This is a genomic window from Dethiosulfovibrio russensis (genome assembly GCF_021568855.1).
Classification (GTDB): Bacteria; Synergistota; Synergistia; order Synergistales; family Dethiosulfovibrionaceae; genus Dethiosulfovibrio; species Dethiosulfovibrio russensis.
The window spans coordinates 23,392-46,182 of sequence record NZ_JAKGUG010000010.1; the positions used below are offsets into that span (position 1 = coordinate 23,392).

The 22,791-nt window shown below is 57.4% G+C and carries 17 protein-coding genes; 12 read left to right on the forward strand and 5 right to left on the reverse strand.

All coding sequences use genetic code 11. The annotated features are described in order from the left end of the window. Genes L2W48_RS10710 through L2W48_RS10725 form a run of 4 tightly spaced genes read left to right on the forward strand, consistent with a single transcriptional unit; the run spans nucleotide 1 to nucleotide 5,326 of the window. Nucleotides 1-2,304 carry a xanthine dehydrogenase family protein molybdopterin-binding subunit gene (locus L2W48_RS10710; RefSeq protein ID WP_236099915.1) on the forward strand — a complete coding sequence of 768 codons (2,304 nt, stop codon included), beginning with the start codon at nucleotides 1-3 and terminating at the stop codon, nucleotides 2,302-2,304. Next, complete coding sequence (locus L2W48_RS10715; RefSeq protein WP_236099916.1) at nucleotides 2,288-2,761, forward strand: (2Fe-2S)-binding protein; 474 nt, start codon at nucleotides 2,288-2,290, stop codon at nucleotides 2,759-2,761. The genes L2W48_RS10710 and L2W48_RS10715 overlap by 17 nt, the downstream gene beginning before the upstream one ends. After that, the gene (locus tag L2W48_RS10720; RefSeq protein ID WP_236099917.1) at nucleotides 2,758-3,603 is read left to right on the forward strand and encodes an FAD binding domain-containing protein; all 846 of its coding nucleotides are present in this window, start codon (nucleotides 2,758-2,760) and stop codon (nucleotides 3,601-3,603) included. The genes L2W48_RS10715 and L2W48_RS10720 overlap by 4 nt, the downstream gene beginning before the upstream one ends. Before the next feature lie 22 nt (nucleotides 3,604-3,625). Then, nucleotides 3,626-5,326 (forward strand): putative bifunctional diguanylate cyclase/phosphodiesterase, encoded by a 1,701-nt coding sequence (locus tag L2W48_RS10725; RefSeq protein WP_236099918.1) that lies wholly within the window; start codon nucleotides 3,626-3,628, stop codon nucleotides 5,324-5,326. Here the strand turns inward: L2W48_RS10725 and L2W48_RS10730 are convergent. Further along, nucleotides 5,307-6,215 carry a DMT family transporter gene (locus L2W48_RS10730; protein ID WP_236099919.1) on the reverse strand — a complete coding sequence of 303 codons (909 nt, stop codon included), beginning with the start codon at nucleotides 6,213-6,215 and terminating at the stop codon, nucleotides 5,307-5,309. The two genes, L2W48_RS10725 and L2W48_RS10730, sit on opposite strands and share 20 nt — an antisense overlap. 167 nt (nucleotides 6,216-6,382) lie before the next feature. Here L2W48_RS10730 and L2W48_RS10735 point away from each other — a divergent pair, with 167 nt between their 5' ends. The 6 genes from L2W48_RS10735 (at nucleotide 6,383) to wecB (ending at nucleotide 16,951) form a co-directional block, all read left to right on the forward strand. Continuing rightward, nucleotides 6,383-7,684, forward strand: coding sequence for an efflux RND transporter periplasmic adaptor subunit (locus L2W48_RS10735; RefSeq protein ID WP_236099920.1), 1,302 nt, complete (start codon nucleotides 6,383-6,385; stop codon nucleotides 7,682-7,684). A 9-nt stretch (nucleotides 7,685-7,693) separates the two neighbouring features. After that, the gene (locus tag L2W48_RS10740; protein ID WP_236099921.1) at nucleotides 7,694-10,738 is read left to right on the forward strand and encodes an efflux RND transporter permease subunit; all 3,045 of its coding nucleotides are present in this window, start codon (nucleotides 7,694-7,696) and stop codon (nucleotides 10,736-10,738) included. Between the two features lie 209 nt (nucleotides 10,739-10,947). Further along, entirely contained in the window at nucleotides 10,948-14,169 is a 3,222-nt protein-coding gene (locus tag L2W48_RS10745) for a carboxypeptidase-like regulatory domain-containing protein (RefSeq protein ID WP_236099922.1), read from the forward strand. 177 nt (nucleotides 14,170-14,346) lie between these two features. Beyond that, nucleotides 14,347-14,892, forward strand: coding sequence for a winged helix-turn-helix domain-containing protein (locus tag L2W48_RS10750; RefSeq protein WP_236099923.1), 546 nt, complete (start codon nucleotides 14,347-14,349; stop codon nucleotides 14,890-14,892). Beyond that, nucleotides 14,889-15,842: an NAD-dependent epimerase/dehydratase family protein gene (locus L2W48_RS10755; protein WP_236099924.1), complete on the forward strand. Its 954-nt coding sequence runs from the start codon at nucleotides 14,889-14,891 to the stop codon at nucleotides 15,840-15,842. Before L2W48_RS10750 ends, L2W48_RS10755 begins: the two co-directional genes overlap by 4 nt. Beyond that, nucleotides 15,842-16,951 (forward strand): non-hydrolyzing UDP-N-acetylglucosamine 2-epimerase, encoded by a 1,110-nt coding sequence (gene wecB, locus L2W48_RS10760; RefSeq protein ID WP_236099925.1) that lies wholly within the window; start codon nucleotides 15,842-15,844, stop codon nucleotides 16,949-16,951. The genes L2W48_RS10755 and wecB overlap by 1 nt, the downstream gene beginning before the upstream one ends. Here wecB and L2W48_RS10765 read toward each other — a convergent pair. The 4 genes from L2W48_RS10765 to L2W48_RS10780 are packed head-to-tail and all read right to left on the reverse strand — an operon-like array spanning nucleotide 16,948 to nucleotide 19,641. Further along, on the reverse strand, nucleotides 16,948-17,559 hold the full coding sequence (locus L2W48_RS10765) for an acetyltransferase (protein ID WP_236099926.1): 612 nt from the start codon (nucleotides 17,557-17,559) through the stop codon (nucleotides 16,948-16,950). The two genes, wecB and L2W48_RS10765, sit on opposite strands and share 4 nt — an antisense overlap. Continuing rightward, nucleotides 17,556-18,179, reverse strand: coding sequence for a sugar transferase (locus tag L2W48_RS10770; protein ID WP_329604258.1), 624 nt, complete (start codon nucleotides 18,177-18,179; stop codon nucleotides 17,556-17,558). The genes L2W48_RS10765 and L2W48_RS10770 overlap by 4 nt, the downstream gene beginning before the upstream one ends. After that, complete coding sequence (locus L2W48_RS10775; protein ID WP_329604259.1) at nucleotides 18,176-19,327, reverse strand: DegT/DnrJ/EryC1/StrS family aminotransferase; 1,152 nt, start codon at nucleotides 19,325-19,327, stop codon at nucleotides 18,176-18,178. The genes L2W48_RS10770 and L2W48_RS10775 overlap by 4 nt, the downstream gene beginning before the upstream one ends. A 50-nt stretch (nucleotides 19,328-19,377) precedes the next feature. Beyond that, a complete protein-coding gene (locus tag L2W48_RS10780; RefSeq protein ID WP_236099927.1) occupies nucleotides 19,378-19,641 on the reverse strand; it encodes a hypothetical protein in 264 nt (87 codons plus the stop codon). 401 nt (nucleotides 19,642-20,042) lie between these two features. On the opposite strand from L2W48_RS10780, the gene arcA reads away from it, so the two are divergent. Next, a complete protein-coding gene (gene arcA / locus L2W48_RS10785; protein WP_236099928.1) occupies nucleotides 20,043-21,266 on the forward strand; it encodes an arginine deiminase in 1,224 nt (407 codons plus the stop codon). 82 nt (nucleotides 21,267-21,348) lie between these two features. After that, on the forward strand, nucleotides 21,349-22,776 hold the full coding sequence (gene arcD, locus L2W48_RS10790; protein ID WP_236099929.1) for an arginine-ornithine antiporter: 1,428 nt from the start codon (nucleotides 21,349-21,351) through the stop codon (nucleotides 22,774-22,776). Nucleotides 22,777-22,791: the final 15 nt, after the last annotated feature.

Sequence of the window (22,791 nt, forward strand, 5' to 3'; positions counted from 1 at the left end):
ATGAGAGGCCCCTTGGTCGCCGGGATCTCGGTGCCCAGGATCGAGGGTATGGCCAAGATCCGAGGCGAGGAACGCTACGCCTCGGACATAACCGGGCCTGGAATCCTATGGGCGGTAGCCCGCCGTGCCGGAACTCCATCGGGGATCCTACGATCTCTGGGGGGCGAGCCGGCCTCGATGGATGGGGTCGTAGCCTTCTGTAAGGCCGATTCGATAGGGGGAGAGAACCTCCTGGGGATACTGGAGCCGGATCAGCCGGTCCTGGTCCCTCTGGGAGGGAGGATAAGATATTGCGGAGACCCTGTCGCCGTGGTCGTTGCCGACACCAAAGAGAGGGCCGAGGCGGCCGCCAGGGCTTTGACCGTGGAGATCGACCCCCTTCCGGCGGTCTTCGATCCCCTGGAGGCCCTGTCCCCTGAGGCTCCCGTTCTCTATCCCGGCAGAGAGGGCGGCAATCTCCTGGCGTCGGGATGGGTCAGAAGAGGAGACGTCAAGTCGGTGTTGGAGGACTGCGATCTGGTGGAGGAGGACGTCTTTCGTTTCCCCATGCAGGAACACGCCTATCTGGAGACCGAGTCGGGGGTGGCCCTCTACGATGGAGACAATCTGGAGATGGAGGTGTCCACCCAGAATCCCTGGAGGGACAGGGACGAACTGTCCAGGGCTCTCGGCCTTCCCAGGGATAGGATAAGGGTCAAGGCCCCTTGTCTGGGCGGCGGCTTCGGAGGAAAGGACGGAGTGGTGATCCAGGGACTTCTCGGTGTCGCAGCCATGGCCTGCTCGGGCCGGACGGTGAAGATGGTCTTCTCCCGGGAGGAGAGCTTTCTCTGTTCTCCCAAGAGGCACTCCTCTGTGACCGAGATGACCTTGGGTTGCTCCTCCGACGGGACTATCAGGGCCATAAGGTGTCGCTTCACCCTGGACTCTGGAGCCTATGCGTCCATGTCCGTTCCGGTGCTCACCAACGGTCTGGACCACTGCTGCGGAGGTTATCGGTTCGAGGCGGTGGATCTGGAGGGTCGGGCGGTCTACACCAACAACCCTTTCGGAGGGGCCTTTCGAGCCTTCGGTGCCCCTCAGGTGATGGGTGCTCTGGAGCAGCTGGTGGACCGTCTAGCCAAGAGGCTCGAAGCGGATCCTTTGGAGTTTCGAAAAAAGAACGGCCTGGTTCGGGGCGATATGAACGGTTCCGGCGTGGTCCTCACCTCCACGGTAGGGGCCGTCCCCTGTCTGGACCGAGCTCTGGAACAGGAGATATGGAGATCCAGAGAGGAATGGCGAAACTCCGCACCGGAGGGCAAGGCTCGTTCCACCGGAGTTGCCCTGATATGTCACGGTCAGGGCTTCGGCCCGGGTATACCGGATTTCGCCAACGCCAGAATAGAGCTGACCGGGGAGGGGCGTTTCAGGCTCTACTCGGGAATACCCGATATGGGGCAGGGCAACGGTTCCACCTACGTCCACCTTGCGGGAGAATCTCTGTGTCAGGAGCGGGATAGATTCGACCTCGTACAGCCCGACACGGACAGGAGCCTCCGCTCCGGCCCTGCTGCCGCCAGCCGCACCACCTACATATACGGCAGGGCCCTCCTTTCCGCGGTGGACGAGCTGAAGAGACGCATGTACGTGAAGGCCGGAATGGTCCTAGGAGCGAGGGAGGACGATCTTGCCCTCCTTCCCGGCAGGGTGAGATGTTTTTCCTCCGGTAGGGAACTGCCCCTGGAGGTCCTCGCAGGTTTTATGGAGCCTCCGGAACGCTGCTTCGTGGCGGGGAGCTTGGCTCCGGTCTCCTTCCCTGGGCCGGAGACGGATTATGGTCCGAAAAGCTCCGGTTTCCCTCACTGTATCTTCTCCTGGGCGGTGCACGTCGCCAGGGTCGAGGTGGATCTCTTAACCGGCCAGGTGTCGGTTCCCCGTTATCTGGCGGTCACGGAGGCCGGGCGGGTGGTGAACCCTCAGATGTACCGTCAGCAGATAGAGGGCGGCGTAGCCCAGGGACTGGGATACGCCCTTTTCGAGGATTTCTCCGTTAAAAACGGCGAGGTTACGTCGAAGGATCTCTCCACCTACATAGTGCCCACCTCCATGGACCTTCCCGAGGTGGAATGTCTGGCTGTGGAGCTGGACGAGCCCTCCGGACCGAAGGGGCTGAAGGGATTGGGGGAGCTTCCTCTGATAGGGCCTCTCCCTGCTGTGGCGAACGGTCTGGCCCATATATGCGGCCCTCTGACAGTCTCTCCCTTCACCGCCGAGAGGGTGTTTTTCTCTTTGTCCGGAGGTGCGAGAGATGAAGATAGCGTTTAACCTGAACGGAGAACCCCTCTCCATGGATCTGTCCGGGGACGAAAGAGTTCTGGATATCCTGAGGGAGAGGGTTGGGATACCGTCCTGTCGGGAAGGGTGCGGTACAGGAGAGTGCGGAGCCTGCACCGTTCTGGTGGACGGGGAGAGTCGTCTGTCCTGTCTCATGGTCTCCGCTCAGCTGGACGGGAAAACCGTCACCACAGTGGAGGGGGTCAGAGACCTCCCCAGGTGGGCGCCCCTTTTCGATTCCTTCGATCGTCTGGGAGCGGTCCAGTGCGGCTACTGCACTCCCGGCATGGTGCTGGCCGCCGTCGACCTTCTGACCAGGAATCCCGATCCCTCCAGAGACGAGGTCAGAGTCGCCCTGAGCGGCAACATCTGCCGTTGCACCGGCTACAGGGCCATAGTCGACGCCGTCATGGAGGGGGCAGAGATAATGAGGGGGCTCCCCTCGTGACGGTATACAGTCCGATCACCGTCGGAGAGGCCCTGGAATGCCTGTCCGGCGGGGCTATCCCCATGGCGGGAGGCACGGATCTTTCGTTAAGGCTCCGATCCTCGGAAAAACGTCCCGATCTTGTCCTGCTCGACCGGATCGAGAGCATGAAATGGATCTCTCTCAGGGGAGACTATCTGGCTTTAGGGGCCTGTGCCACCTGGCAGAGGGTGATAGACAGCCCTCTCATAGCCGATGAGGTGCCCCTGTTGGCCATGGTCGCTTTCTCCGTGGGAGGTCCGGCCCTGCGTCACATGGGGACGGTGGGGGGGAATATATGTACGGCCTCTCCCGGGGCGGACGGCCTCTGTTCTCTCTGGGCACTGGGGGCTGAGGTCTGTATAAGGTCGGTCGACTCGGCCAGGTCCTTGTCTATAGACGATTTCATATTGGGACCGGGAAAGACCGCCCTGGAGCCGGGGGAGCTCCTGACGGAGATACTGGTTCCCCTGAGCCCCGGATGGCGTCCTTTTTTCCGTAAAGACGGCCTTCGGAGGGCCATGGCCATATCTGTGGGGTCCTGTGCGGCCATATGGAAACCCTCGGAGGACGGTGGGTCCGTGGAGGAGATACGGATGGTCCTGGGCTCCATGGGGCCGGTTCCGGTCAGGTCGCTTAGTGCCGAGACCGCCATGGCTGGAGCGAGCCTCTCCGACGAGGGGCTTTTTCGGTCCGCAGGAGATATGCTGAGCTCCGAGGTAAAACCTATAGACGACATTCGGGCGTCCAGGGCCTACCGGGTGGAGTTGGCGAGGAATTATCCTATGATCTTCAGGTCGTCCGCCGTCGTGGCCGATGTATAATCCTTGTCGGGAGGGATTTCATATGACGTTGAACTTTTCGGTTGACCGAGACTCCTTGGTTGAGACGGTCTGGGACGAGATAACCGAGGGGGTTACCCTGACCGACCGATCCGGGACCATCCTGGCGGTCAACAGGGCTTTCTCCGCCATAACAGGCTACGAGGCTCCCGAGGCGGTGGGGCGGAACCCCAGGATATTGAAGTCCCAGCATCACGACGACCATTTCTACAGGAACATGTGGCGGTCCATAAAGGACGAAGGACGATGGGAGGGGGAGATCTGGAACCGTCGCAAGGACGGAGAGATCTATCCCGAGTGGCTCTCCATAAAGAGACTCTCCGGCTCGGACGGTTCGATATATTACATGGCTGTCTTCTCCGATCTGTCCAGGATGAAGTCGATGAAGGAGGGCAAGTCCTTTCACGGCGCCAAGGATGCCCTGACCGGCCTGCCCGATCGTTTCGTCCTTATGGAACGGCTCTCGGCGTCGCTGGCCCGGGGAGAGAGGCAGGGCGAATCGGTAGGGCTGATAGTGCTGAACCTGAACCGCTTCAAAGACGTCAACGACGGCTTCGGCTATCTGGTGGGCGACAAGGTCCTGAGACATATAGGAGATCGTTTCCGGTCCATCGTGAAGGACCACGAGCTGGTGGCCCGGGTCGGCAGCGACGAGTTTGCCTTCGTTATTCCTCAGAACGGGAAATCCGACAGGATACGGACGGTTCTACGCTCGATCGGCGAGGTGTTCCGCAGCCCCATCTCCATCTCCGATGCGGAGCTCAATATTTCGGTCAGCGTGGGGGTCAGCGTATTCCCCGACGACGCTGCCAACGGAGACGAGATGATAAGAAACGCCGGGCTGGCCATGCACAGGGTAAAGAGAGAGGCCTTACTTGGAGGTTTCGCCCTGTACAACGACGAGATGGACCGCGACGCACGCCGCAGGGCCGCCCTTGAGCAGGAGATGAGGCTCGCCATGGATCGAGGCGAGTTCTTTTTGCAATATCAGCCTCAGGTCCTCATGGGAGGATCGGAGATCGTCGGGGTGGAGGCCCTGGTGAGGTGGAGGAAGTCGGACGGAGAGGTGGTCTCTCCCGGAGAGTTCATCTCCCTGGCGGAGGAGACGGGGATAATGATCCCTCTGGGGAGATGGATACTGGAAGAGGCCTGTCGTCAGGGGGTTCTCTGGGAGAGTGCGGGATTTTACCTGAAGATGTCGGTGAACGTTTCGCCGGTGCAGATATACGGAGACGACCTCTACGAAGCCGTGGCCTCCGTTTTAAAGGAGACGGGGTTCCCGGCGGAGCGGCTTACCCTGGAGATAACTGAAAATACCTTGAAGGACAACGGCGGCTATCTTCTCGACATATTCGACAGAATAAAGGAGCTCGGCGTAAAAGTCGCCATAGACGATTTTGGAACGGGCTATGCCTCTTTCGACTTTATAAGGAACTTCCCCTTCTACGGCATAAAGATAGACCGCTCCTTCGTGTTGGATCTGGAGCGGTCTCCCAGAAGCGCGGCAGTGGCGAACTCGGTGATAGCGATGGCCCGTAATATGGCTAGGGCGGTGGTGGTAGAGGGGGTAGAGACGGAAAGTCAGCTTTTCCACATAGGAGGAGATAAGACCGACCTCATAATTCAAGGTTTCGTCTACAGTCGCCCTCTGAACCCGGAGAAGCTGCCGGATTTCGTAGAATCCCTCAGGCCTCCTGTCTCCTGAGTTTTTTCGACAGGCCGGCCAGATCCAGCTCGGTGAGAAGGATGGAGAAAAATATCAGGCCACATCCCAGGGCGAGTCGGGACGTGAGGGGCTCGTCTAGAAAGACGATACCGACCGTCATGGCGAAGACCGACTCCATTATGAGCAGTATGCTGGCGTGGGTGGGAGACGTCAGCTGCTGCGATTTTATCTGTAGGGCGTAGGGGATCAGGGTGCACCCCACGACGAGATAGGCCATCCAGCCCACTACCGCCATCGAGCTGACCTGAGGCATCGGTTCCCATATGAGGGCTCCTACGACGCAGGCCACGGCGCTCAAGGCGGTCTCCACCATGGTGAGTGTGAGGGCGTCGCTTTCCTGGGCCATTCGGTCTATCACCACCAGCTGAATAGCGAATGCCAGGGCGCAGCCCAGGGTTAGAAGTTCCCCGAAACCTATGGCCATATTGACCCCGTCCAGAGTTATGGCCCCCATCCCCAAGAGGCATATGCCCGAGGCAACGAAGGCCTTGAATCCCGGGCTTCTTCTGTCGGCAGCCCAGGTTATGAAAGGGACTATCACGACGTAGCAGGCCGTTATGAAGGCCGACTTCCCCGTCGTGGTGTATTGAAGCCCTATGGTCTGGAGGGCCATGGCCACCAGCAGCAGAGAACCTATTATCCCTCCGACCTTGATATCCCTGGCGGTGAGTTTTTTCAGCCTCTTAGGGGACAGCCCCGCTATCAGCAGGAAACTGAAGGTAAACCTGAAGGCCAGAAGCCAAAGAGGGCCCATGTATTTCATGACCTCTTTGGTGGCGGCGAAGGAAACCCCCCATAGCAGCGCACATGTCAGAATGCCCAGATCCCCCAGGGCCATTTTCTTTTTGTCGTATATTCTCTCTGCCATATCCAGTCGGCGCGAACGCCGTTCCCCCCTTTTCCATAGCTGAACGGATACATCAAGTCAGGACACTGTATCATAAAATGACGGACTTTTGGACCTCCTCTATGGTAAGATCATCTTAATAGTGGTGACGATCGATGTACGGATTCATATTCCCGGGAGGTCAAAAAATGAAGAGAATGTTGTGGGCAGGCAAGAAGATCGCCTTGGCGGTGGTTATCCTGGTGGTAGTGGGATACGGAGGCATGGAGTTTGTGCGTTCCCGTCTCGGCGAGAAGGCCCCGGAGCCGGAGATAGTCCGTCCGATCCGTACCGAGACGCTTGCGCCGGAGGGCAAGGCCTTTCAGGGAATCTATCAGGGAACGGTACAGGCCTCCCAGAAGGTGGACCTTTCCTTTCGGGTATCGGGCCCCCTGGTGGAGTTCCCGATGAACAAGGGACAGGCGGTCAAGAAAGGCGATCTTCTGGCCCGTATAGACCCCAGGGATTTCAAGACCAAACTGGACAGCGCCGAGAGCCAGCTCAGGCAGTTACAGGCGAAACTGGCGGAGATGAAGTCCGGGGCCAGGGCGGAGGATCTGGCATCGGCTCAAGCATCGGTAAGCGCCGCCCAGGCCCAATATGCCGAGGCCGAGTCGAACTACAAGAGATTCAAGTCCCTTTACGATCAGGGAGCGGTCTCTCAGGTGCAGTACGAGCAGTATAAGACCGCCTACGACGTCGCTCGTTCGTCTCTTCGCTCCGCTCAGGAGTCCCTTAAGAAGGCCCGCTCCGGAGCCAGAAAGGAAGAGCTCCAGCAGCAGGAAGCGATCATACAGGCCCAGGAGTCGGCGGTCGAGGGTGCCCGTTCCGCCCTGTCCGATACGGAGCTTCGGGCCCCCTTCGACGGGGTCGTGGCGGATACCTTCGCCGACAACCACCAGTTCGTCCAGGCGAAGCAGACCATACTGAGCCTTCAGAACCTCAAGAACATAGAGATGGTGGTCCACGTGCCCGACGGAGACGTGGTCAGGATAAGGGAAAAACAGATCGGAGAGGTGAAGCTCTCCGCCACCCTGGACGCCATGCCAGGGCGGGTGTTCCATGTTACCTTCAAGGAGTTCTCCACCCAGGCGGATCCCTCGACCCAGACCTACCAGGCGACGGTCACCATGCCTTACCCGGAAAACGTGACCATACTTCCAGGAATGGCCGTTACTTTGAGGGCCAGCGGAGTTCTTGAAGGTCAGGACTCGAAGCTCGAGTCTCTTTTCTCCGTTCCGGTGGACGCCGTCTTCGCCGATCAGTCCGGCAACAGCTACATATGGCTTTACGAGGACGGTACTGTTCGGAAGGTCCAGGTGAAGACCGGCCCCTACATGGGCGACAGGCTTTCCGTGACAGGGGATCTCGAGATCGGAGACGTGGTCGTGACGGCCGGGGTCCATTTTCTGAGAGAAGGTCAGAAGGTCCGCCTGATGACCGCCGAATAGGTGGATGCCATGAACATAGCCGAACTGTGCATAAAGAAAAAAGTTATCGTCCTGTACATGGTGGTGGTCATAGCCATAGCGGGGTTGATCTCCTACTCCAAACTGGGCAAGCTGGAGGACCCTGACTTCACCATAAAGACCGCCGTGGTCACAACCATCTATCCCGGTGCGACCTCCCAGGAGGTGGAGCAGGAGGTAACCGACAGGGTCGAGGAGGCCATACAGAAGATGGGCGAGATCAAGATGGTCCGTTCTCTCTCGAAGGCCAACCTGTCCATAGTGTACGTGGATATAAGGGACGAATACACCGCAGGCGACCTCCCTCAGATCTGGGACGTTCTGAGGCGGAAGGTCAACGACGTCCAGGCGAACCTTCCTCCGGGCGTTCAGAAATCCATCGTGAACGACGATTACGGCGACGTCTACGGACAGTTCTACGCCCTGGTCGGAGACGGGTATTCCTACAGGGAGCTCAAGGATCACGCCGATAAGCTGAAAAAAGAGCTCCTCCTGGTGGACGGAGTCGGAAGCGTCTCCATAATAGGGGATCAGCCCGAGGGCATATACGTGGAGATATCCCGGTCCAAGATGTCGGCCATGGGAATCTCGCCTCAGGACATATACGGCGCGTTGAATCAGCAGAACACCCTCTCTCCTATGGCCCAGGTTACCGTGGGAAACGAATACATAAGGATCGATCCAACCGGAGCGGTCAAGTCGGTGGAGGATATCGGAGATGTGATGATAGGCGGCGGGCCCGGAGGGGTTATCCGTCTCAAGGACGTGGCGGTGGTCGAGAGGAAGTACGTCGATCCTCCCCAGAAGATCATGCGCTACGACGGCCGCCCCGCCCTGGGCATAGGCATCTCTACGGTTAAGGGCGGCAACGTGGTCGATATGGGCTTGGCGGTCGACGCCAGGCTCAGGGAGTTGGTGGAGATAACCCCGGTGGGTATGGAGCTGGAGCCCATATATCTTCAGGCCAGCGAGGTCACCACGGCGGTGAACGGATTCGTGCTGAATCTGATAGAGTCTCTGGTCATAGTGGTCGGGGTTCTGGTGGTGTTCATGGGCATGAGGAGCGGCCTTCTTATAGGGGGGATACTGCTTTTGACCATAGCGGCCACCTTCGCCACCATGCTCTACATGGGTATAACCCTCCAGAGCGTATCTCTGGCCTCTCTCATAATAGCCCTGGGGATGCTGGTGGACAACGCAATAGTCGTAACGGAAGGGGTCCTCATAGGGGTTCAGAAAGGCCAGGGCGGCCCTGCCGCGGCGGCCAAGACCGTGGCGGGAAACATCTGGCCCCTTCTTGGAGCCACCGTCATAGCCATAATGGCCTTTTCCGCCATAGGCTTGTCGCCGGACAGCACAGGGGAGTTCTGCCGCAGCCTATTCCAGGTGGTGGGGATCTCTCTGCTCTGGAGCTGGGTGCTAGGCATAACAGTAACCCCTCTGATAGCGGTCATGGTGCTAAAGGATCCCGAGGGAGAGCCGGACGACCCCTACAAGGGCAAGTTCTTCAGGGTATACAGGGGCTTTCTCTTCTCCGCTCTTAAAAACGGAAGGATATTCGCCGTTGTTATGGTGGTCCTCTTCGCCCTGGCTCTTTTCGGATTCCGTTTCGTCGATAAATCCTTCATGCCTCAGGACGCGTCTCCCCGTTTTACCGTGGATCTCTGGCGTGCCGAGGGGGCCGATATATACGAGACCTCCGAGAACATGGCGAAGCTTGAGGCCTATCTTTTGAGCCGACCGGACGTGGAGTCGGTGGCCACAACCGTCGGAGGGGGAACCCTCAGGTTTACCCTGACCTACACGGCGGAGGATCCCGACTCGGCCTACGGCCAGGCGGTGGTCAACCTGAAGGGCTCGGACACCCTCTTCGACGCCATGAAGGGGGCGGAGGATTTCGTGAGCAAGAACCTTCCCGGGGCCGTGGCTCAGTCAAGACAGTTCAGCAAGGGCGGTGGCTCGGAGGCTAAGATACAGGTCCGTTTTCAGGGGTCGAACCCTGCGGTATTGCGATCTCTGGCGGAACGGGCCGAGGCGGTCATAGCGGCCGATCCCAAGGCGGGTTTCGTCAGGCAGGACTGGCGTCAGTTGGCCAAGGTCATCAGGCCCAAGGTCATGACCAACCAGATGAGGAATATGGGGCTCTCCCGTCCACAGATAAACGAGGCCCTCATGAACAGCTATCAGGGAGACCCGATCGGGGTGTATCGGGAGGATAACAGGCTTCTGACCATATACTCCCGGCTTCCCGAGAGGGAGAGGGACGGAGTAGAGGGGCTGAAGCTGGTACAGATATGGAGTCCCCTCACAGGAAAGATGGTTCCTCTGGGATCCCTGGTCTCCGGGGTTGAGACCGTCTTTGAAAATCCCATCGTTCGACGGAGGGACAGAGAGAGGACTTTGACCGTGAAGGCCGACCCGATCATAGGGGCCAACAGCAACGCCCTATTCGAGAGGATCCGATCCGGCGTGGAGGCCATAGAGCTGCCTTTGGGCTATTCGATGGAGTGGGGAGGCGAGTTCGAGAGCAGCAGCGACGCCCAGAAGGGCATCAAGCGGATGCTGCCTCTCAGCCTTGTTGTCATGCTCTCCATCATAGTCATGCTGTTCAACTCTGTGAAGCAGTCCGCCATCATAGTGGCCTGTCTTCCCCTCTGCATAATAGGGGTTACCGTAGGGTTGCTGCTTTTCGGCAAGTCCTTTAGCTTCATGGCTCTGTTGGGGGTCCTGAGCCTGATCGGCATGCTGATAAAGAACGCCATAGTGTTGATAGATCAGGTCAACATAAACCTGGAGGACGGAATGATCCCCTTCGACGCCGTGATGGACTCCGGCGTCAGCCGTCTAAGGCCGGTCATGATGGCGGCTGGCACCACCATACTGGGCATGATTCCCTTGATCAGAGACGTGCTGTTCGGTCCCATGGCGGTGACCATAATGTGCGGCCTTGGTTTCGCCACCGTATTGACCCTTCTGTTCGTGCCGGTGCTGTTCGTGCTGTTCTATGGAATAGATGTGCCGGAAGGGGACCGGTAAAAAGCGATTAGCTAGACGATTTATTTTGTAATTCTTAACCCCATGAATTTTCTGCTTTTCGTTTGGCGGAATTTTCGTGGGTTTTTTTATGGAATCTCGCCCCTGTCTATGCTATCATCGAAGTGTGTTCGGAGTCTTCAATCGTTTTAGTCGTCTGTGATTGTAGGAAAACGGGTACAAGGAGAGAGAAGAAGGGATGTGTTGTGAGGATGAATAGAGGTTTTATGAAGAGGTGGGCGGTTTTTCTGGTCCTGATAGTGGGATCGGCCTTCCTGCTGGGAGGTTGCGGAAGCAGCGGTGACGATCCGGGGCCGACCCCTGCACCTACTACGTCGGGGGTAGTGTCTATCTCCGGTCAGGTTGCAAACTCGGTTCCGACGGAGATCTCTGTCGCTGCGACGGAGAGACTCAGTGCCATGAAGGTGTCTCGTATCAAGAGTGGATCTGGGCTTGCCGGAGTCGACATATCGGCAAAGATGGAAGGTTGGGAACTTAAAAAGACCTCCTCCGATAAATCCGGCTTTTACGCTTTCGATGTGCCGGTTCCGTCCGAGGGAGGACGATTGGTCCTTACCTTCTCCAAGGACGGCAGTATCACCTATCAGAAGGCGATAACTGTCAAGCCGGAAGAGAGCCATTCCGTCCACGCTACCCTTCTACCGGTGGCGGTGGATAAAGAGGTGAAATCAGGCGATATCGTATCCGACGATAACGGGCGTATAGCCATAGAGGCTCCGAAGGACGGCAATCTGACCTTGTTCGTTGGAGATCCCACCAGTGCCGACGGGGCCGCGGTTTTCCCCGGGGACTATATGGCCGCTACCAGTGCCGACGATGTTCCTCTGGTCAGCATGGCTTTCTTCGAGGCTACCTTGACCGACCCGAGCGGGGATAAGATCGAGAGGTTCGATCCCGTAGAGGTCTCCATGCTCTTGCCCGAAGACTATCGAAACGGTACGTTGAAGGACCCCCAAGGAAAGACCTACGTGGCCTCCGGCGACAGCAAACTTCTTTCCAGTCCCGACGAGTTCACCTGCAGGATAGAGTGGTGGTCCTACGACGACGATGGAGCCATGTGGGTTCAGGAAGACGCAATGACTCCCGGATCTCCTTCGGATCCCATGGAAAAGGCATGGATAACTTCCGGAGATGGAGGCAAGCTTTACGTCAACGCCAAGGTCAATCATTTCAGCTGGTGGAATGCCGACTACCCCCAGGAGTTCTCCTATCTCTGCGTCAAGGTGGTCGACGGAGACGGCGAGCCCATGGAGAACGTGGCGGTCTATTCCTCCGGCGTGACATACAAGAACACCTCTCAGACCAAGAGGACGGACAAGGACGGTTGGGCCAGAGGAATAGTGGTGAAGAAGTCCACCTCCAAGGCCGATCGGGAGAGAGCCCAGGTCTACGCTCTCGCAGGTAACGTCAAATTCTTCTACGATGTTAAATCCGACACGGAAGGGGTCGTGGCTTCCGACGATATCTACACCCCTTACGATGAAAATGAGTGCGAAAGGACCGATAAAAGACCCTCTATCGAGCTGGACGAGGTTATAAGGATAAGCTTCGAAGGGGTCGTAAAGGGCACTGTCACCAACGATTCCGGCAAGGCGCTGTCGGGAGTAAAGGTGTATTCCAGCGTGGGCGGAGTGGTCGAGACCGATTCCTCCGGAAGCTACAGCTTGAACGTGCCTGTAGGCGCCGAAGTGACGGTTTATATCGCCGGTGTCGAGGGAAAGGCCGCTACTGTAAGCGATAAGGACACCCCGAAGGTTCTGGATTTCACCGTGGCAAACCAGCCTCCGGTCATAACCAAACTGAGCAGAACTCCCGAGGGCAACATACCTGCAGGGTCGTCGACCACCTTTACCGGAGAGGCTATGGATCCGGAGGGTGGCACCGTGACCTACGGCTGGACCGCCTCCGAGGGGTCCCTTTCCGGAGCTACCGGAGCCTCCACAGTGTGGACCGCTCCTGCCGGTTCGGGCAGCGCTCAGGTGACCTTTACCGCCACCGATAGCGACGGAAAGACCAGCGCTATGACCGTTCCCGTCTCGTGGGGGAGCCTTCCTTCTCCCGGACGGTTGGTGGTAAACCTCAAGGACGACGACGGAGATCCCGTAGTTGGTGCCTGCGTGGTACTTCATAAGGATGACGGATCGGTCGAGGATTACAGGAATACCGATGCGAGAGGAAAGGCGAACTTCGGGGATATAGGGCGAAAGACCGCAACAGTCTCCTATGCTTACGAGTCTGATAGCGAGACCGTTACTGATTACGGTTATCAAAAGTATCTCAGCCGCAATATAGTGACCGCGGTAGGCGTCCCGGTCGCGGAACTGACCATAGTTACCGAGGTTCTGGGAGACGAGGTCGTAGAGGATAGGGAGGATCCTAACTATAACTTGAACATATCGGTAGACCCCTCCGATCTTTCCGACGAGACGACCGTCACCTGTCAGCCTCTCGAGCAGCTCTATTTCTACAGCTCGAGAACCAGTCAGGACAACGTTCCGGTCTATCCTGACGATCTGCAGAGCGACGGTAAATTGACCCTTCTTTCCATGGCCAAGGTTTGGGAAGACGAAACGGAGACGATGACATCCTGGGGCGTCCTTTACGACGAGACTCCCAAATCGGGAGATTCCTACACTTTGCCTCTGGATCGGTCACCCGTTAACCTGCCCTGGTCTTCCGAAAAGGACATCATTTCCCTTTCGGTCATGGCGGAAAGAAAGGGCGTCGAGTACGACCTGTTCAGTCTTTTCCAGCACGGGTTCACGATGGCTGGATTACCGAGCGAGTATCGTGAAATCGAGAAAAAGACTCTTCCCGAGATCCTGAACAGAGCATCGAAGTCCGGTACGGCACAGCTTCCCGATTTCGACGGCGATGTGTTCTTCCAGTCCGCATCGGCTCTCGTCAGAGACGAAACCATAAGCACCGATATCACCTCGGTGGAGGAGAACAAGCGTCTGGGTTCGTCTCTGCCCAAGGAGTTGTCCGTATCGCTTCCGGATTACTCCTTTACCAACGTCAGTGTTGACAGTTCGGGAACCACTCCCGAATTGACCTGGACTCTCAATACCACTCAGGACATAGACGCTATGAGTATGGGAGTGAAAGAAGAGGCCTATTCTTATGTCACCTCCGGTGATGAGACGGTGAACACGCGTACGCAGGTCAACTGGGATGTATTCTTCGAGAAGGGTAAAGGAACCCAAAGCTACGCCTTCCCGTCTCTTCCCAAAGACCTGGAGGCCTGGTTCGACGATATCGAAGGGGACCCGACTTTCACCGTTTCCGTCATAGATTACGATAACCTCACAGGATACAGTTCTCTGATGGACCTGGTCCTCAGTGGGCAGGATCCGGAGAAGTCGGCCTTGCGGATTCTGGAGGCGGAGTTTCCGGGAGCTCTCTACTGGTAACTGAGATATAAGATCCCGTTTTTGATCGAGAAAGGGACAGAGGATTTCCTCTGTCCCTTTCTCTGTTAGGTATAAACACACTTTCCCGCAAGGGGGCTTTGAGTTATATTATGACTCATATCTGGCCTTCTACAGGTCGTATCGACTTTTCTAGGCTATAGGATTGGAGCGGGTGAGATGCTTGAATCTCTGATAACGTCCAAGACGCGGGTGCGTCTTCTTCTAAAATTGTTTCTGAATCCCGGATCCTCTGGATACCTTAGGGAACTGGCCGACGAGTTTGGCGAGTCGACCAACTCGGTCAGGGTGGAGCTGAACCGCCTGGCCGAAGCGGGATTGCTAGAGTCCTCCACGGAAGGCAGGACCAAGGTCTATCGGGCCAACAGCGGACATCCGTTGTTCCCGGAGATACAGGGGCTCGTCCGAAAGACCATGGGAATAGATCGTCTGGTCGAGTCTGTCGTGGCCAAACTGGGTGACGTAAAACTGGCTTTCGTCACCGGCGATTACGCCAGAGGGGTGAACTCCGGGCTTATGGACCTGGTCCTGGTGGGATCCATCGACAGGGAGTACCTACAGGGACTGGTTTCCCGTCTGGAATCGGATCTGGGAATAAAGATAAGGTGGCTGGTTCTGGACGACGACGAGTTCGAAAGGCTAAAGGTTACCTTCGAGGGGCAGGATGCTTTGGTCATCTGGAAGAGAGAGGAGAACCGGTCATGAAAGGGAAAAAAGCCCTCGTAACGGGAGGAGCGGGTTTCATAGGGTCTCATCTCTGCGATCTTTTGATCGACAGAGGATGGACCGTATCCGTTCTCGACGATCTCTCCGGTACGGATGGTTCCAATATAGAACATCTAGAGGGTAAGGGAGTGGAGCTCTACAGAGGGGATATTCGGGATCTTGCTCTGATGGAACGTCTTCAGGCGTCGGTCGACGGGGTCTTCCATCTGGCCGCCATGGTATCGGTTCCCAGGTCCGTACGGGAGCCTAAGGAGTGTTACGAGGTAAACGTGACCGCCTTTTCCGATATGCTCGAGCTACTGAAAGACAGGCCCGTTCCGGTGGTATACGCCAGCTCCGCCGCCATCTACGGAGAGGGAGCCGACGACGGACCGAGACGGGAGACCGAGCTTCCTATGCCTCAGTCTCCCTACGGTGCAAGCAAGGCCATGGACGAGCTGGTGGCAGCTGCGGCTTCCCGCTGTTGGGGTATCCCTTCGGTGGGGCTTCGGTTCTTCAACGTCTACGGTCCCAGGCAGAATCCGGAGGGACCCTACGCCTCGGTCATACCTCGTTTTACCACGGCTCTTCTGGACGGTCGTGCCGTGACGGTATTCGGAGACGGAGAGCAGACCAGGGATTTCATCCACGTTAAAGACGTCGCCAGGGTTATGGTGAGGGCCGCCGAGGAGGCCCAGTCCATAGGCGGTTCGGTCATGAACGTGGGAAGCGGCCGCAGGGCGTCGGTGAACGAGGTCTACACGCTGTTGTCCCGATTGGTTCCGGAAAAAGAGTCTCCTTCTTTCGAGCTGGAGAGGCCCGGCGACATCAGGCACAGCTTCGCCGATCTATCCAGGCTTAGGAGCCTGATGGACCTTTCTTCCTTTCAATCCCTGGAGGGCGGCATAGACGACACAGTCTCCTATTATCGACAGAGAGGCGGCCTCTGATGGCGAAAGGCAGGAATAAGGTAGTCGTCCTGGCCTTCGGGACCAGGCCGGAGGCCATAAAGATGGCCCCGGTCTACAGGGCCCTTTCCATGCGAGACGGCCTGATTCCCAAGATACTGCTCACAGGGCAGCACAGGGAACAGCTTCGCCAGGCATTGGAGATCTTCGAGATATCCGCCGACGCGAATCTGGACGTAATGACAGACCGCCAGACCCTTCCGGATCTGGCGGCCAAGATTCTTCCCCAGACCGCCGAAGCCCTGAGGGAACTTGAGGCGGATTACGTCCTGGTTCACGGAGATACCCTGACCACCTTTGCCGTGGCCTGGGCGGCCTTTCTTGAGAGAATTCCGGTGGGGCACGTCGAGGCGGGGCTTCGCTCCGGATCCATGTCCGAGCCCTTCCCGGAGGAGGCCAACAGGGTGTTGACCGACGTCATATGCGATCTGTACTTCGCCCCTACCGAGACCTCAAGGGACAATTTGCTTCGGGAGGGAAAGAGGGAGGACCGTATAGTGGTGACCGGTCAGACCGGCGTGGACGCCATACTATACGCCGCCCGAAAGGGGACCCTGCCTGTCGAGATGCCCCGGTCGGAAAGGATCGTTACGGTGACCCTCCACAGGAGGGAAAACTGGCCCGTTCTGCCAGGCCTGGCCGAGGCGGTGGCCTCGATAGCCAGGGAGCATCGGGACCATCTCTTCGTCTATCCGGTCCATCTCAACCCTGCCGTACGTGAGTCGGTGTGGCCGATTTTGGAGAAAGAGCCCAACGTTCTTCTTCTGGATCCTCTGGGATACGGGGCCATGGCGGCGTTGCTGTCCGCCAGCCGTCTCATACTGACCGATTCGGGAGGGCTCCAGGAGGAGGGTGCTTCTCTTGGGGTTCCTGTGGCCGTCGCCAGAAACGTCACGGAGAGGCCCGAGGGGGTGGAGGCCGGCATACTGACTTTGGTCGGCAACGATCCTAAGAACCTGAAGGAGGCCGTGTCGTCTCTTCTGGACGACGATGTCCGTTTGGCCCGTATGGCGTCGTGTACCAATCCCTACGGGGACGGAAGGGCGTCGGAGAGGATAGCGAAAGCCCTCGACTGTATGGTCGAGGGCTAGCGAACGGGTCTGGCAGGCGTTCCCACCGCTGTGATGCCTCCCGGCAGGTCATACACGACGGTGGCTCCCGCTCCGACGGTGGTCCAGGCTCCGACTGTGACGCCTGGGACGGCTCGGCTTCCTATGCCCATGAATGCCCCCTCCTCCAGGGTCACGGCCCCGGCCAGGTTGCATCCCGGCGCCACGTGGACGAAGTTCCCTATGAGGCAGTCGTGGTCCACCGTGGCTCCGGTGTTTATTATGGCGTGGTTTCCCAGAACCGAGTTCGGCTGGATCACCGCCCCGGCGAAGACCACCGTGCCCGGTCCTATTTTTACCGAGGGATCGACGATAGCGGACGGGTGAACGGCGGAGATCCAATCCACCCCCTCCATTCTCCGGGCGATTTTTCGTCTGGTCTCGTTGATCCCCACTGCTATAACAGCCGAGGGGTTCTTAGATTCCCTGACGACATCCATAGGACCCGCTACGGTTATTCCCGATACCTCAGATCCCCACAGTTTTTCGTCGTCGTCCAGTACGGCGACCACTTGGTATCCCAGGGCCTTTAATGTGGCTATGACCACCTTGCCGTGTCCTCCCGCACCGAGAACGAAAACGTCTCTCATCGGGAGCCTCCGAAAGGCGGCATGGTGGCGTGGTCTCCCGAGCTTATGCCTTCCCTGAAGAACACCGATTTCACCGTCATGAAGAGTATCTTCCAGTCCAGTTTTCTGGACCAGTTGTCCACGTACCATATGTCCAGGGAGAACTTATCCTCCCAGGACAGGGCGTTTCTTCCGTTTACCTGAGCCCAGCCGGTTACACCCGGTCGGACCAGATGGCGTCTGGACTGTTCCGGGCTGTAGAGAGGTAGGTATTCGACCAGCAGAGGCCTGGGCCCCACCAGGCTCATGTCTCCCTTCAGGACGTTGAACAGCTCGGGCAGTTCGTCCAGGCTGGTGCTGCGGAGGAACCGTCCGAAGGGAGGAAGCCTCTTTTCGTCCGGCAGGAGCTCTCCGCTTTCGTCTCTGCCGTCGGTCATTGTGCGGAACTTTATCATGTGAAAGATCCGTCCGTTAAGCCCCGGCCTTCTCTGCTCGAAGAATATGGGACGGCCCAGCTTGATCCGAACAGCCAGGGAAACGGCTGCCAGTATCGGAGACAGTGCCACGATGCCGGCAGCCGCCAGGCATATGTCGACGGCTCTCTTGATCGGATCGGTTACGGATGGATGGGGATTTTTCACCGTTTCAGGGCCTTCTTTACCGTCTCTATGACCCTGTCTTGCTGCTGTTCCGTCATGGAGGTGCCGGAGGGAAGGCACAGGCCGTTCTCGAAGAGTCTGTCTCCGACGCTTATACCGTCGTCGTGGGAGGCGTAGCCGCAGCCCTCGAATACCGGCTGAAGGTGCATGGGTTTCCAGACCGGTCGGCTCTCTATGTTCTCGTCTCCCAGGGCCTTCCATATGTCCATGGCGGTGGTGCCGGTCTCGTCGGGATCGACGGTTATGGAGGTGAGCCACATGGAGGATCTTCCCTTCTTGGCCTCGGGCATCAGGGCGATTCCCGGAATGTCCGAGAATGCCTTTTCGTATCTTTTGTAGACGGCCCTTTTGGCCTCGACTCTCTCGTCCAGGTGGAGCATCTGCCCTCTGCCTATGGCGGCCAGGACGTTGCTCATCCTGTAGTTGTAGCCTATCTCGCTGTGCTGATACCAGGGAGCCTTGTCCCTGGCCTGGGTGGCCCAGAAGAAGGCCTTCTCCCTGGATTCGACGTCGTCCAGCAGGAGCATTCCTCCTCCGGAGGTGGTTATTATCTTGTTCCCGTTGTAGGAAAGAACCGAGTAGCGCCCGAATGTGCCGCACTTTCTGCCGTCGTAGTCGGCTCCCAGAGCCTCCGCCGAGTCCTCCAGCACCGGGATGTCGTGGCGGTCGAAGATAGGCATGAGTTCGTCCCATTTGGGGGCCTGGCCGTATAGCTCCGCCACTATGGCCGCCTTGGGTTTTATTCCCTTGGACGACAGGTCGTCTATGGCGCGCTCCAGGGCCCGAGGCGACATGTTCCAGGTGTCCTCGTCGGAGTCGACGAAGTAGGGCTTGGCTCCCATGAAGGTGACAGGACTGACCGACGCTATGAAGGTCAGACTGGAGCACAGCACCACGTCTCCGGTCTCTACGCCCAGAAGCCGCAGCCCCAGATGGAGCGCCGCCGTGCCCGAGCTGAGTGCCAGGGCCTGAGGCCTTCCTATGTAATCGGACGTCTCCCTCTCGAATGCGTCCACCTGAGGCCCCAGAGGGGCTATCCAGCCCGATTCGAAGGCTTCGTGGACGAAACCAAGCTCGTCTCCGCTCATGTGGGGCGGGGACAGTATTATTCGTTCCCGTTGCGTAGTCAAAAGGTCACCCTCTTCATTTTTGATTTAGACCGGTTTCGATCGATATTCTATCACGCTTTTACGTCCAGATGGCCGTGGACGATTATGGGCTTGCTGGGAGGCGGGGCTTTTTCCGGTTCCCGTTCCTCCTGCTCGTCCTTCTCCTCTTTTTCCTCGTCTTTTTCCCTGTCCTGTTCCTGTCGGAGCTCTTCCTCCAGGGCCTCTTCCCAGTCTTTTTTGCTTCCCTTTCCGTCCTTCCCTCTTCTCTCCACTCTCTTCAATTTAGTAGGGGCTATGGATTTTACCGGTCTTATGCTCTCTATCCTCTCGGTCATCGGATATCCCTCCTCCAGTAAATGGGTTCTCTTTATTTTTTCGTACTCCTCGGAGAGGTTCTGTAGTTGAAGATTTAAACTATAAACGAGTTTATTGGTGTACTTTATTTTTTGACGGCCTGTAAATCGAACGAAGGTTTTCTAAATCGAGGTTCATGGAAGCTGTTTTGGTTTATTCTGGTTTACTATGGGTTTTTAGGCAAGCCGATTTATCTGTGAAAAAGATCGCTGGTTTAGCCTTAAAGCCTTGATGTGGCTGTGTTTTTTGTTCTTGCTCGGAGGGGCGGTTCATTTTAGAGTTCCTGAACCTATTGACATATTTGGTTTATGATATAGACTTAAGCCGTAGAGCGAGATCCCGTTTGTTTCAGTTACACTATCCAATGTAAGGAGGAATATATATGAACCCGTCTCCTTTGAAAGTCTCTTCCGAGATCGGTCGTCTCAAGACGGTACTTCTTCACAGACCGGGTAAAGAGGTGGAAAACCTCACCCCCGATCTTATGGAGCGCCTTCTCTTCGACGACATCCCCTACCTGGAGGTCGCCAGACAGGAACACGATGCCTTCGCCGAGATCCTGACGGACAACGGGGTGGAGGTCCTCTATCTGGAGAACCTGGCCGCCGAGTCCCTGACGGATGTCTTCGTTAGAGACAGTTTCGTCGACGATTTCATCTCCGAGGCGAGAATTCCCGGCCGCGGCACCAGGGAAAGCCTCAAGGATTATTTTCTTTCCTTCGAGCCCAGAGAGATGGTGGACCGTATGATGGCCGGAGTCCGTTGGCACGAGATGGCCGATACCCGCAGGCTGTCTCTGGCGGATAAGCTCAGCACCGACGATCCCTTCGCGATCGACCCCCTTCCCAACCTCTACTTCACCAGAGATCCCTTCGCCACCATGGGCAGCGGGATAACCCTCAACCATATGCGTACCGACACGAGAAACAGGGAGACCTTGTTCGCCAAGTATATTTTCGAGAACCATCCCCGTTTTGCCGAGTGCGAGATTCCCATATGGTTCGATCGAGACGAGCATACCTCCCTGGAGGGAGGGGACGAGCTGATCCTCAGTCCGAAGGTGTTGGCTATCGGTATTTCACAGAGGACCGATGCCGCTTCGGTGGAGACCCTGGCGGAGAATATCTTCCGAGACGGTCAGACTTTCGAGACCATACTGGCTTTCAATATCCCCAAGAAGAGGGCCTTCATGCATCTGGATACGGTCTTCACCATGGTGGACAGGGACAAGTTCACCATCCATCCCGAGATAGAGGGGCCGTTGCAGGTCTTCTCGATAAGGAAGGACGGAGACGGCCTCAAGATAGAGGAGATGACCGCTACTTTGGAGGAGATCCTCAAGAGCACCCTGAAGCTGGACGACGTAACCCTCATCCGTTGTGCCGGAGGAGATCCGGTGGACGCCCCCAGAGAGCAGTGGAACGACGGTTCCAACACCTTGGCCATAGCTCCCGGCGAGGTGGTGGTCTACTCCAGAAACTACGTCACCAACGAGCTTCTCAGGGATAACGGCATAAAGACCTACGTCATGCCGAGCTCCGAGCTCTCCAGAGGACGTGGAGGCCCGCGCTGCATGAGCATGCCTCTGGTCAGGGAAGAGATCTAGTCTAGTCGACCGGTCCATTTCGTCTAACTTTATTCTTGCACTTCGTCTCGTTTTTTTCTTCGAAAGGTGGTCCGTTTCTTAAATGTCCGACGATAGAAAACTGGGCTTTTTCGCCCTCGTGGCTTTGGTCGTGGGGTCGATGATCGGTGGAGGGGTTTTCAGCCTCCCCTCCGACATCGCCCAAGGAGCTCATCCGGGAGCTATTCTGTTAGGATGGCTCATCACAGGCGTTGGTATGATCTCTCTCGCCTTGGTGTATCAGAGCCTGGCGTCCAGAAAGCCCGATCTGGACGGCGGAGTCTACAGCTATGCCAGGGCCGGTTTCGGCGAGTATATAGGGTTCAACTCGGCCTGGGGGTATTGGATAAGCGCCTGGTTGGGAACCGTGGCCTTCATAACCCTGCTGTTCGGCGCAATAGGATATTTCTTCCCCGTCTTCGGAGAGGGAAACAACCTCGCCTCGATTCTAGGAGGTTCTTTGATCCTGTGGGGAGTCCATTTTCTGGCCCTCAGAGGCGTTAGGGAGGCGGCTTTGGTCAATCTGGTGACCACTATAGCCAAGCTGGTTCCCCTTATCGTTTTCTTGGTCCTGGTCACCCTGGGCTTCAAGGCCGACCTCTTCAGCTCCGATTTCTGGGGCACCGGAGGGGCCTTCGAGTGGAGTTCCGTCATGGCTCAGGTCAAGAGCACTATGATGGTGACCCTCTGGGTGTTCATAGGCATAGAGGGGGCGGTCGTCGTCTCCGGAAGGGCCAAGAACCGCAAGGACGTCGGGACCGCGACTCTGGTCGGTCTGGTCGGGACCTTGATAATCTACGTCCTCGTTTCGATCACGTCTCTAGGGGTTATGGCCCGTGGAGATCTGGTGGGGCTGCCAAATCCCACCACCGCCTATATACTGGAGTCCGTCGTGGGGCCCTGGGGCGCCACCTTGATAAATCTGGGGCTGATAGTGTCCCTCCTGGGAGCCATCCTCGGCTGGACCCTCCTGGCCGCCGAGACTCCCTACGTGGCGGCGAAGGACGGCGTTCTTCCCAGGCTTTTCGCCAAGGAGAACGCCAACGGAGCCCCCGTCGCCTCTCTGTGGATAACGAACGGTCTGATTCAGATTTTTCTGGTGTTGATCCTCTTCTCCAGCGGGACATATCAGGCGGTGTATACCATAGCCAGTGCTGCCATCCTCATACCCTATATGTTCAGTGCTCTGTACCAGTTCAAGCTGGTCGTCACAGGCGAGACCTACGGTCCGGAAGAGTCTCGTGTCGGCGATCTCGCGATAGGGGCGATAGCCTCGGTTTACTCCTTCTGGCTGATCTACGCCGCTGGGCTGGACTATCTCTTGATGTGTGCCGTACTTTACGCTCCGGGGGCTTTTTTCTTCTGGAAGGCAAAGTACGAGTCGGGGAAGTCGGCTTTCTCTCCATCGAACTTCCTGATATCCGGAGGTCTGTCCGTCGCCGCCGTTTTGGCCCTGACCCTGATGTACAAAGGGGTCATAAGTCCTCTGTAGTATGTTCGATTTTTC

What these genes read in the sequence shown, in the direction of transcription:
- L2W48_RS10745 (WP_236099922.1), top strand. Translation starts at nt 10,948, where the DNA reads ATGAATAGAGGTTTTATGAAGAGGTGGGCGGTTTTTCTGGTCCTGATA.
- L2W48_RS10735 (WP_236099920.1), top strand. Translation starts at nt 6,383, where the DNA reads ATGAAGAGAATGTTGTGGGCAGGCAAGAAGATCGCCTTGGCGGTGGTT.
- L2W48_RS10715 (WP_236099916.1), top strand. Translation starts at nt 2,288, where the DNA reads ATGAAGATAGCGTTTAACCTGAACGGAGAACCCCTCTCCATGGATCTG.
- L2W48_RS10730 (WP_236099919.1), bottom strand. Translation starts at nt 6,215, where the DNA reads ATGGCAGAGAGAATATACGACAAAAAGAAAATGGCCCTGGGGGATCTG.
- L2W48_RS10780 (WP_236099927.1), bottom strand. Translation starts at nt 19,641, where the DNA reads ATGACCGAGAGGATAGAGAGCATAAGACCGGTAAAATCCATAGCCCCT.
- L2W48_RS10725 (WP_236099918.1), top strand. Translation starts at nt 3,626, where the DNA reads ATGACGTTGAACTTTTCGGTTGACCGAGACTCCTTGGTTGAGACGGTC.
- L2W48_RS10710 (WP_236099915.1), top strand. Translation starts at nt 1, where the DNA reads ATGAGAGGCCCCTTGGTCGCCGGGATCTCGGTGCCCAGGATCGAGGGT.
- wecB (WP_236099925.1), top strand. Translation starts at nt 15,842, where the DNA reads ATGGCGAAAGGCAGGAATAAGGTAGTCGTCCTGGCCTTCGGGACCAGG.
- L2W48_RS10755 (WP_236099924.1), top strand. Translation starts at nt 14,889, where the DNA reads ATGAAAGGGAAAAAAGCCCTCGTAACGGGAGGAGCGGGTTTCATAGGG.
- L2W48_RS10740 (WP_236099921.1), top strand. Translation starts at nt 7,694, where the DNA reads ATGAACATAGCCGAACTGTGCATAAAGAAAAAAGTTATCGTCCTGTAC.
- L2W48_RS10765 (WP_236099926.1), bottom strand. Translation starts at nt 17,559, where the DNA reads ATGAGAGACGTTTTCGTTCTCGGTGCGGGAGGACACGGCAAGGTGGTC.
- L2W48_RS10750 (WP_236099923.1), top strand. Translation starts at nt 14,347, where the DNA reads ATGCTTGAATCTCTGATAACGTCCAAGACGCGGGTGCGTCTTCTTCTA.
- arcD (WP_236099929.1), top strand. Translation starts at nt 21,349, where the DNA reads ATGTCCGACGATAGAAAACTGGGCTTTTTCGCCCTCGTGGCTTTGGTC.
- arcA (WP_236099928.1), top strand. Translation starts at nt 20,043, where the DNA reads ATGAACCCGTCTCCTTTGAAAGTCTCTTCCGAGATCGGTCGTCTCAAG.